We start from the raw sequence: 911 nt of genomic DNA on the forward strand, positions 1-911 counted from the left end.
CGGAACCAGGGTTCCCGTGAAAAACGTGACAAGTGTCTGGGTCATGAACCCCATCGAAATCCAGAACACGACAACGATGGCGATCAGTTTGGGCACGAAGGTCAGCGTCATCTCCTGCACCGAGGTGAGGGCCTGAAACAGACCTACGATCAGGCCCGAGATCAGCGCCACCGTCAGGATCGGGACCGAGGTGATCACCGCGACCCAAAGCGACTGACGGACGATATCGTAGAAAAGACCTTCGCTCAGCATGGCTCAGACCGGCATTCTCAGGATTTCCTGATAGGCCTCGACCACCTTGTTTCGGACGATCACGGCGGTTTCGACGGCCAGTTCCGTCTGGGCCAGAGCCTGCACCAGCGCATGCGGGTCGGCCTGCCCGGTCATCGCGGCCTGCGACATCTGCTCGCTTTGCTTGAGGGTTGTGGCAAAGTCCTGAAACGTTGAACGCAGGCCTTGTGCCATGCCTTCATGGTCGGGATTGGCCTGCGTTGCAGGGCGGGCGACAGTATAGTTCTGTGCGGCGGTCAGGGATCGGATATCCATTCTGGTTCTCCTTTATTTTCTAAGCAATTCCATAAGTGCCGACGACATCTGCCGCGTCTGATCGAACATCTTCAGATTGGCCTCATAGCTTCGCTGGGCCTCACGCGCGTCTGCGATCTCGATCATCAGATCGACATTCGAGCCGAGGTAGTGCCCGCTTTCATCGGCAAGCGGATGACTCGGGTCGTGAATGCGAGACAGGTCGCGGCGATCCAGCTGCACGCGGCCCGCCTGAACCATCGCTTTTCCATCCTGCTGGACGGTCTCAAAAGGGACGGTTTTACGCCGGTATCCGGGCGTATCCGCGTTCGAGATAGTCTCGGACACGTGCCGCAAGCGGGCCGCTTGCGCGCGCAAAGCACTGG

At 58.9% G+C, this 911-nt stretch carries 3 protein-coding genes; all 3 read right to left on the minus strand.

The window, feature by feature from the left end; all coding sequences use genetic code 11:
• A partial coding sequence (locus ACR0E6_RS21785; RefSeq protein ID WP_480587242.1) for a flagellar biosynthetic protein FliQ occupies positions 1 to 252 on the minus strand: 252 nt, incomplete at its 3' end.
• A 3-nt stretch (positions 253 to 255) separates the two neighbouring features.
• Entirely contained in the window at positions 256 to 546 is a 291-nt protein-coding gene (gene fliE / locus ACR0E6_RS21790) for a flagellar hook-basal body complex protein FliE (protein ID WP_170463000.1), read from the minus strand.
• A 12-nt stretch (positions 547 to 558) separates the two neighbouring features.
• On the minus strand, positions 559 to 911 hold a 353-nt coding region (gene flgC / locus ACR0E6_RS21795; RefSeq protein WP_480587245.1), incomplete at its 5' end, for a flagellar basal body rod protein FlgC.

It is taken from the genome of Ruegeria sp. AP12 (assembly GCF_056540025.1).

Excerpts from the sequence above, each read along its gene's own strand:
- fliE (WP_170463000.1), bottom strand. The coding sequence starts at position 546 with ATGGATATCCGATCCCTGACCGCCGCACAGAACTATACTGTCGCCCGC.